The organism is Actinacidiphila cocklensis (assembly GCF_907177275.1).
Classification (GTDB): Bacteria; Actinomycetota; Actinomycetes; order Streptomycetales; family Streptomycetaceae; genus Actinacidiphila; species Actinacidiphila cocklensis.
This window is the reverse complement of the sequence record NZ_CAJSLV010000107.1, coordinates 20,078-28,853: the sequence shown is the minus strand read 5'-3', so window position 1 is coordinate 28,853 and position 8,776 is coordinate 20,078. Positions and strand designations below refer to the sequence as shown.

The 8,776-nt window shown below is 73.8% G+C and carries 4 protein-coding genes, 1 tRNA gene and 1 pseudogene; 3 read left to right on the top strand and 3 right to left on the bottom strand.

Annotated elements, in window-relative coordinates; genetic code table 11:
* Nucleotides 1-290, bottom strand: a pseudogene (locus tag NFU81_RS36895) (hypothetical protein); the annotation flags it as partial.
* A gap of 170 nt (nt 291-460) precedes the next feature.
* Complete coding sequence (locus NFU81_RS36890) at nt 461-811, bottom strand: metallopeptidase family protein (RefSeq protein ID WP_251500371.1); 351 nt, start codon at nt 809-811, stop codon at nt 461-463.
* 134 nt (nt 812-945) lie between these two features.
* Here NFU81_RS36890 and NFU81_RS36885 point away from each other — a divergent pair.
* Both NFU81_RS36885 and NFU81_RS36880 read left to right on the top strand, forming a co-directional pair.
* Nucleotides 946-1,021, top strand: a tRNA-Glu gene (locus tag NFU81_RS36885).
* A gap of 210 nt (nt 1,022-1,231) precedes the next feature.
* Nucleotides 1,232-2,470: a hypothetical protein gene (locus tag NFU81_RS36880; RefSeq protein WP_251500370.1), complete on the top strand. Its 1,239-nt coding sequence runs from the start codon at nt 1,232-1,234 to the stop codon at nt 2,468-2,470.
* A 552-nt stretch (nt 2,471-3,022) separates the two neighbouring features.
* Here the strand turns inward: NFU81_RS36880 and NFU81_RS36875 are convergent.
* Nucleotides 3,023-5,278, bottom strand: coding sequence for a tetratricopeptide repeat protein (locus NFU81_RS36875; protein WP_251500367.1), 2,256 nt, complete (start codon nt 5,276-5,278; stop codon nt 3,023-3,025).
* A gap of 197 nt (nt 5,279-5,475) precedes the next feature.
* On the opposite strand from NFU81_RS36875, the gene NFU81_RS36870 reads away from it, so the two are divergent.
* On the top strand, nt 5,476-8,682 hold the full coding sequence (locus tag NFU81_RS36870; protein WP_251500364.1) for an AfsR/SARP family transcriptional regulator: 3,207 nt from the start codon (nt 5,476-5,478) through the stop codon (nt 8,680-8,682).
* Nucleotides 8,683-8,776 lie beyond the last annotated feature (94 nt).

The following is an 8,776-nucleotide window of genomic DNA, read 5'->3' as shown; positions in this document are numbered from 1 at the left end:
GGGGGCGGCGACATCCCGTCCTTCCCGCTGCCGGGCCGGCCCGGGCCGGGTGCCGCGCGGCCGCCCCGGTCCGTGGCGGTCACGGTCCCGCCGGCGCCGGCGGGGGCGGGCCGCCGGGTGTGACCGGTTTCACTGCCCGCGCTCACGCAGGACGCGACGCCGACCGCCACCAGCGCGACGAGCACGGCGGAGCGCAGCCCCGCACGCCGCCGGGGCGGGCCGGGCGCCGCTTCCAGGGCGGAGGGGGGTGCGGATGCGGGTACGGCTGCGTGCGCGTGCGCTGAGGGCATCGGGCGCGGACCTCGGGGGGCTCGGTGGCGGGAGCGCGCGCACGCTGCGGGCGTACGACGCGGGGCGTTCTCTCGCCGTGTCCAACGCCACGCGACCCGCCAGGACACGCGCCCGCGCCCGTACGAGCGGAAGGCGGCGCCCACTCCCGGCGCCGGACGCCGCGGGCGGCTCAGCCGTAGCCGAGCGCGTGCAGCCGCTCGTCGTCGATGCCGAAGTGGTGGGCGATCTCGTGGACGACGGTGACCTCCGTCTCGGCGACGACGTCCTCCCGGTTGTCGCACATCCGCAGCGTCGGCCCGCGGTAGATCGTGATCCGGTCGGGCAGCACCCCGGCGTACCACTCACCGCGCTCGGTCAGCGGCGTGCCCTCGTACAGGCCCAGCAGCTCGGGCTCGCCCGCGGGCGGCTCGTCCTCGACGAAGACGGCCACATTGTCCATCAGGCGGGTCAGCTCGGGCGGGATGCGGTCGAGGGCTTCCCCGACCAGCTCCTCGAACGCCTCGCGGCTCATCTCCAGCACGCCCCCATTGTCCAGGCCCGCACCCCCGCGGCGCCCGTGGCAGGGCCTATTCCTATTTGGATAAGCGCCCGCGCATCCTCTATGCTCCTCACGTCCCCGAACTGCGTCGCGAGGCGCTGACGGCTGGCCGATTAGCCCTCATCGTCTAGTGGCCCAGGACGCCGCCCTTTCAAGGCGGTAGCACGGGTTCGAATCCCGTTGGGGGCACCACACCGCTCTGCTCGTCGAGCTGCTCGACGAGCACCCCTCCCCGCCACCCCCCGCCCTGAGCACCACCAGGGCCGCGCGCGGCGGGCCGGGCCGTGTCAGGCCCGTGCAAGGTTTCTGCAAGGACGCGGAGAGGGTTCCGTCCGCCCCGTCGGGCATCTCGTCACCGGGCACCAGGTTGGTTGCCCGGAGCGAAGATACCTGGGGGATGTCGTGTCAGCCTTACGAACGATCGGGCAGGTGCCGGGCGCGCAGCAGCGCCAGTACCTGACGGTTGTCGGGTGCAAGAAGGTTCTGGTGGTGGCGCACACCGTCACGTACGTGCAGCGGCTGCTGGACGTACTGGCGCTGCTGGAAGGGGACTTCCGGGTGCAGGTGGTGTTCACCGCGCCGCCGCACGTGTTCGGTGACGAGGTGCCGGCGCTGCTGGCGCGGCTGGGGTGCGCCGTGGTGCCGTGGGACGAGGCCGTACGGATGGAGTTCGACCTCGCGCTGGCCGCGGGGCGGCTCGGCGTCGAGGAGTTGCGGGCGCCGCTGATCACGATGCCGCACGGTGCGGCGCATCTGAAGCTGGTGGTCGGCACGAAGGATCCCGGCGTGGCGGGGATGCGCCGGGTGGACCTGATGCCCGCGGGGCGGCTGCCCGCGGCCGTCGTCCTGCCGCACCGGGACGAGCTGAGCGAGCTGCGGCGGCACTGCCCGGAGGCGGTGCCCTGCGCGGAGGTGGTCGGGGACCCGGTGCACGACCGGATCAGTGCGAGCCTGCCGCTGCGCCCGGCCTTCCGGCGGGCGCTGGGCCTCTCGGACGGCATGACTCTGGTGGTGGCGGCCTCGACGTGGGGGCCGTGGTCGTCCTTCAGCCGCTTCGAGGCGCTGCTGCCACGGCTGATGGGCGAACTCCCGCGCGACTCGCACCGGGTGGCCGTACTCATGCACCCGAACGTCTATTCAGGTCATGGCGCATGGCAGGTCCGGTCGTGGATGGCGCGGTGCCGGCAGGCGGGCATCGCGCTGGTGCCGCCCGACGCGGACTGGCGGAGCATGCTGATCGCCGCCGACGTGGTCATCGGCGACCACGGATCCTCCACCATGTACGCGACGTTGACGGAGGCGGCGCTGCTGCTGACCGGACCCCCGGCGCAGGAGGTCAACCCGGCCTCTCCTGCCGCCGCGCTGGCGCTGGCCGTACCGGCCCTGTCACCGGGGCATCCGCTGCTCGAACAGCTGGAGTACGCCGCGGCCGAGCGGCGGGACGGCGAGCGGACGGACGAGCGCGCGGCCGTGGCCGCCAGGATCACGTCCGAACCGGGGCTCTTCGCACGGAAGATGCGCGCGCTGATGTACCGGGTGATGGGCCTCGGCAGTCCCGCGCACCCGCCGGTGACTCGGCTGCTGCCGGAACCGCCGGGGTGGGAGCAACTGGTGTGGGGCACGGACCGGGAGTCGGCGTGACCGGCTTCGTCACCGTCGCGCTGCGCACGGCCTCGAACGTCGGCATGCCCGCGGGCGTGGACGTCACCTTGCGGTGGGGCGGCCGGAGCTGCCTCGCCCTGACGGCGGCCCCGTACGCGGCCGACCGAACGGCATCGACCGACCGAACGGCATCGACCGGCCGGACGGCACCGCCTCGCGACGTCCTCGACGAGCACTTCGCCTGGGACGCCGATACGTGCGCGGACCGGCGGTGGGCGGCCTGCGCGGACGTGGTGACGGCGTGCGCGCCCCGGCCGGCGGGTGAGGCATGGGGCCTCCTGGAGCGCCTCCTGGCCGACCATCCGGGCGCCGCCCTGGCCGCCGTGGCACTGGCGGGCGGCGGCTGGGCGGTCGCGGGCGCCGGCTGGGGGGTCGCGGGCGCCGGCCGTCCTGCCGGCCTCACCGTCGGCCGGGGTGCGGGCAGGGGCGGGGGCGGAGGCGCAGAGTGCCATCCGCTGGTCCCGTCCTGCCTGCACGCCTACCTGGTGGCGGGCGGTTCACCGGCCGGCCTTGCGAGCGCGGATCTCGCCGTCACGGCACGTTGCGCGCCAGGCCTTCCCCGTCCCCGCCGGAGTCCGCCCCTTCGTCCGACCCCGACCCCGCCTCCGCCTCCGCCTCCGACCCCGACCCCGCCTCCGCCTCCGCCTCCGCCTCCGCCTCCGCCTCCGACGACAGCTCGTCCACGCGACCCCGTACGCGGCGGGCGTCCGCCGGGCTGGTGAGCTCGTAGCAGGCCAGCGCCCGCGTCAGCAGGTCCACCGCGCTGTGGTGGTCGCCGTGTTCGCGGGCGCTGTCGCCGAGCATTTCCAGCGCTCGGCCCTGCCAGTGCGTCGCCCCCGAGGCGGTGAAGACGGCGAGCGCCTCCGTCAGTCGGGCCGCGCCGGCCTCGTGGTCGCCGCCGAGCACGCGTGCCCGGCCGAGGAAGGCGAGGGCGCGGGCGGCGTCGTGCGGGTCGTTCACCGCCACGAGCGTCTCCCAGGCCTGGGAGAAGTAGCCCGCGGCCTGGTCGGGCCGGCCGGCCGCGAGGGCCGCCTCGCCCAGCACGGTACGGGCCAGCGCCGCGCCCCGCGGGTAGCCGCAGGCCTCCCACACGGTGATCGCCCGCCGCAGATACGGGCCGGCGACGCCGGGCCTGCCCGCCTCCCGGTGGCAGCGGCCGATGCCGAGCAGCGCCTGGCCTTCGCCCCGGGCGTCGCCCGCGGCGCGGGCGGCCCGCAGCGCCTCCGTGTAGCGGGCGGCGGCTTCGTCGTAGCGGCGGGCGACGTTCAGGCCGTTGGCGCCGGAGGTGAGCATCCGCCGTTCTGCGCGCGGGTCCCCGTCGCCGCGGGCGGCGGCGAGCCCGATGTCGTGCGCCTCGATCCACAGGTCGTAGTGGCGCAGCCGGATGAAGAACGGCCAGGTGGCGTCCACCAGTTGCCAGGCAAGGGCGTGCCAGCCGCGGACGGCGGCCTCCCGCATGGCGGCCATGAGGTCGAGGTGGTGGGCGTCCAGCCACTGGACGGCGCCGGGGTCGTCGGTGAACGGCACCGGCAGGTCGGGCAGGTGGACGTAGTCGCGGGGCAGCCCCACATGGGTCGGCGTCAGGCGCTGTTCGGCGGCGGCCGCGGTGTGCAGGAGCCAGTCGCACAGGCGCCGCAGGGTCACCTCGGGGCTGCCGTCCCCGCTGTCGGCCGCGCCCAGGCCCTGGGCGTGCACCCGGACCAGGTCGTGGAAGCGGTACGTGTCGGGTCCTGCGACCTCCAGGAGGTTGGCCTCCACGAGGGCGTCGAGGCGGTGCGCGGCCCAGCGCGGGGTCCGGGCGCAGGCGACCGCCGCAGCCAGCGTGTCGAAGGAGGCCAGCAGCGGGAGTTGGCCGAGCCGCCGGTAGAGGAGGGCCGCCTCGGCGTCGAGCACCGCGTAGGACGCGTCCAGGGCCTTGGCCACGGTGACCTCTCCTTCGACGTCGAGTGCCGCCAGCCCGTCCGCGTCCGGCGCCAGTGCCTCGGCGAGCGCGGCGACGGGCTGCCGCGGCCGGGACGCGAGCCGCGCCGACGCCAGGCACACCGCCAGGGGCAGGCCGGCGCACAGGTCCACCACCCGGCGGGCGTCGGCGAGTTCGCCGGACACCCGGTCAGCGCCGATGCCCAGCGCGAGCAACTCGACGCCGTCGGCGGCGTCGAAGCCGTGGAGGCGGTGGAAGTCAGCGCCGTCCAGGCCCAGTCCGCTCAGCCGGCGGCGGCTGGTCACCACGGCGACGCTGCCGGGGCCGACCGGCAGCAGGGGGCGTATCTGCGCGGCGGTGAACGCGTTGTCGAGGATGACGGCCAGCTTCGTGCCCGCCGACCGCGAGCGCCACTCGGCGGTCTGCTCGGCCAGGTCCGCGGGCACCGAGGACGCGCCGAGCGAGCGCAGGAAGCGCCCCAGGACCTCGCCCGCGGCCGCCGGCCCCTCCTCGGTGTGGCCGCGCAGGTCGGCGTACAGCTGACCGCCGGGGAAGTCGGCGGTGCGGCCGCTGAGCCAGCGGGAGACCAGGGTGGTCTTGCCGATGCCGGCCGGCCCGTTGACCACGATCAGCGGCGTGGCGGTGCTCTGGTCGCCGTGTCGCGCCAGCAGCCGGTCCAGGGCGGCGAGATCGTCGGCGCGGTTGATGAAGTGGCCGGGAACCGGCGGCAGTTGCCGGGGCACCGGCCTGGGCGGGGCGTAGACGTGGACGCCGCCCTGCACGTCCCTGGCCTGGATGGTGACCCCGGTCAGCTGCGCGTCTCCCGCGATGCTGTTGCGATGTACGCCGTACGGTGAACCGTCCATCTGCGCCCCCTTGTTCAGCCCGCGCACCTCGATCATCTGCCGCGCGCATATGCCACAGTCATCTTCGTGCGCATGAAACGCACGTCCCCGCCCTGAAGGCTGTAATCCGGCCAGGCCGTTCCCCCTCCCTGGTGACCGGGCGCATGCCCATGTCATGCTCATCATCAGGTACGGGGCCAGCGGGGAGGGGAGCGCTGGTGGAAATCCGGTTACTGGGGACGGTGTCCTTACGGGTGGGCGGCGAGCGCCTGGAACTCGGCTCGCTGAAGGAGCGGGCGGTCCTGGCCGCCCTCGCCCTGGACGTCGGACGTCCCGTCGCCCTGCACACCCTGGTAGGCCGCCTGTGGGACGGCGATCCGCCCCCGCACGGGCGGGAGAACGCCCACACCTACATCTCCCGGCTGCGCGGCCGGCTGCGCCGGGCCGGAACCACCCCGCACGCCCCGCAGATCACCAGCCGCGTCCACACCTACACCCTCGAAGCCGACCCCGAGACCGTCGACTGGCACCGCTACCAGCGCCTGGTCAACGACGCCGCCGCCACCGCGGAGGACGACCGCGCGGCAGAAGTCTTCCGGCAGGCCGAGGAGTTGTGGGAGGGCGAGGCACTCAGCGGAATCCCGGGGCTGTGGGCCGAGACCGCGCGCCGGACACTGTCCGAACGCCGCCTCGCGGCCGCCGTCTCCCGCACCGCCGTCGACCTGCGCCGCGGCCGCTTCCGTGAACTCGTCCCCGAATTGGCCGCGTTGACCGCGCAGCACCCGGACGACGAGACCCTGCTGGGCCACCTCACCCTCGCCTACTACGGCTGCGGCCGGTACGCCGAGGCGCTGCGGGTGTACGAGCAGGCGCGACGGGTGCTGATGACGGAGTACGGCGCCCTGCCGGGACCCGCGCTGGAACGCATCCACCTCGGCGTGCTCGACCACATCCCGGTGCCGGACCTGGTGCGCGCCGCCGCCCCCACCGCCCCGCGGAAGGGGATGCCCCGGGCCGCGGCGCGGGCGACCAGGATCCCGCGCCCGGAGCCCGACGGGGGCCGCGCCCCGCGGAATCTGCCCGGCCAGCCTCCCCTCATCGGCCGGCACGAGGAGTTGGCCCGCCTCACCGACTCCTTCGCCGCCACGGCGGACGGCCCGGTCGTCGCCCTGGAATCCGTCAGCGGCATGGGCGGCGTCGGCAAGACCGCCGTCGCCGTCCACACCGCCGCGCGGCTCGCGGACCGCTACCCGGACTCGCAGCTCTACCTGGACCTGCGCGCCCACTCCGCGCTCCAGGAACCGCTGACTCCCGCGGAAGCACTCACCGCGCTGCTGCGCGCGCTCGGCACCCCGTCCGCCAACATCCCCGTCGACGTGGATGATTTGGCCGAATTATGGCGCTCGATGCTGGCCCGGCGGCGCGCTGTCATCGTCCTCGACGACGTCGTGGACGCGCGGCAGGTCCGCCCGCTGCTCCCCCACGACACCCCGTCGCTGGTGCTTTTGACCAGCCGCCGCCACATCACCGGGCTGCCGACGGCCCGTCGTGTGCAACTCGACGTGCTGCCACGCCCGGACGCGATCGCGCTCTTCCGCCGCTTCGCGGGCGAGGACCGCACCCGGGACGTCGCGGCGGTCGGCCGGGTCGTCGACCTGCTCGGCAGGCTCCCTCTCGCCCTTGAGCTGATCGCCAGCCGGTTCCAGGCCCGCGGCGTCTGGACGCTGGCCACCCTCCAGGACCGCCTGACCCGCCCCGGGCGGCTCAACGAAATCCACGACACGGACGACAGGGACCTCACCCGTATCTTCTCCCTCAGTTATCGCACTCTCACCAAAGTGCAGCGCCAGGCATTCCGCCGGCTCAGCCTCCACCCGGGACCGGACATCACCGTCCCGGTTGCCGCCGCCCTCCTGAACGTCCCGCCGGACGCGGCGGAACGCATTGTCGAAGGCCTCCTGGCCAACCACCTTTTGCGCGAGCAGGTTCCCGACCGGTGCACGTACCATGATCTTCTCCACGAATACGCCCGCCATCTGGTCGGCACCGAGGACGACGAGCACCTGCGCGACCAGATCGTCCTCCGCTTGATCACCTTCTACGTCCAGGCCGTCGACCACGCCGACCGCGTCGCCTATCCGCGCAGGCTGCGCAATCCCGATGCGCCGGCCGACTACCCGGCGGGTATTGCGAGTTGGCCCGACGCCGAGGCCGCCGCGGCATGGCTGGCGAGCGAGCGCGAGAACATCCTGTCCGTCGAACGCTTCGCGGTGGCCCAGGGCCACCCCGACCTCGCCGCCCGGCTCGCCTTCGGCGTCGCCGGCTTCCTCAACGCCGAGTGCTACTGGCAGCACACCGTCGACGTGCTGCAGCGGGCGGTCGCCCACTGGGCAGAGCACGGCCCGCAACCGGACCTGTGCGGGGCGCTGCTCGACCTGTCCGACGCACTCGCCACCACGGGGCAGTACGAAGGCGCGGCCGACGCCGGCCGGCGCGCGCTGGACATCGCCCGCGCGACCGGCGACACGTCCGCCGAGGCGGAGGCGCTCCGCACCGTCGGCGCCCTCCAGTGGCACCGCGGCGAGCACACCGCAGCGCTTGAGTACTTTCAGCGGGCCTACACCCTGAAAGCCGAATCAGGTGACGTGTGGACCCTGTCCAGGCTCCACAACAATCTGGGCGTGACTCTGCTCTATCTCGGCGAGAACGAACGCGCCCTGGGGCATTTCCAGAAGGCGCGCTCCGGCTTTGTGGAAATGGCCGATGAAAGGCGGGCCGCGGGGGCTCTGGTGAACATCGGCGACTGGTTGTGGCGGACCGGAAGGCTCGACGATGCGCGGGACGCCTTCGAGGAGGCGACAAACCTGCTCGGCAGTTCCGGCTATCGGCACGAACAGGCAATCGCGCGGAGCAGCCTCGCCGACGTCCTCACCGAAATGGGAGACACCGAAAAGTCCCTTGAATTGTGCCGCGCCGCGCTTGAGGTGTTCACCTCACTGGCTGACAGGAAGAGCCAGGCCGACACGCTCATCAGCATGGGCGGGGCGCTCGGGAAGCGCGGTGACCGCGCGGAGGCCGTCACCTGCCTCACCGAAGCCCTGCAGGTCGCGCGGGATATCGGCGCGGCACACCAGGTCGCGGAGGCCCTGCGGGGCCTCGGCAGAGTCGAGTTCGAAGCGGGGCGGCTCGACGCCGCCGCGGAGCACCTCTCCGCCGCCGTGGCGACCGCCACCAGAATTCGCGACCTCGACGAAGTCGTGGAGGCACAGATGCTCCTGGCGGAGGTCCATCTGGCGTGCGGCGCATCGCGTACGGCTTACGCGCTGCTGCGGGACACATTGGACGCCGCCCAGGCCGGGAACCACCGGGAGACCGCGGCTATCAGGCGCCGCTTGGCGGAAGTGAAGCAGGGCCTGACCGACTGAGCCGGCCGCCGCATCAGGAGAAAGAACGCACGCGTCATCGTATCGCGGGCATGGGCGAGCCCAGCCCTTTTTTGCGCGCGGCTTTCACCCGGCA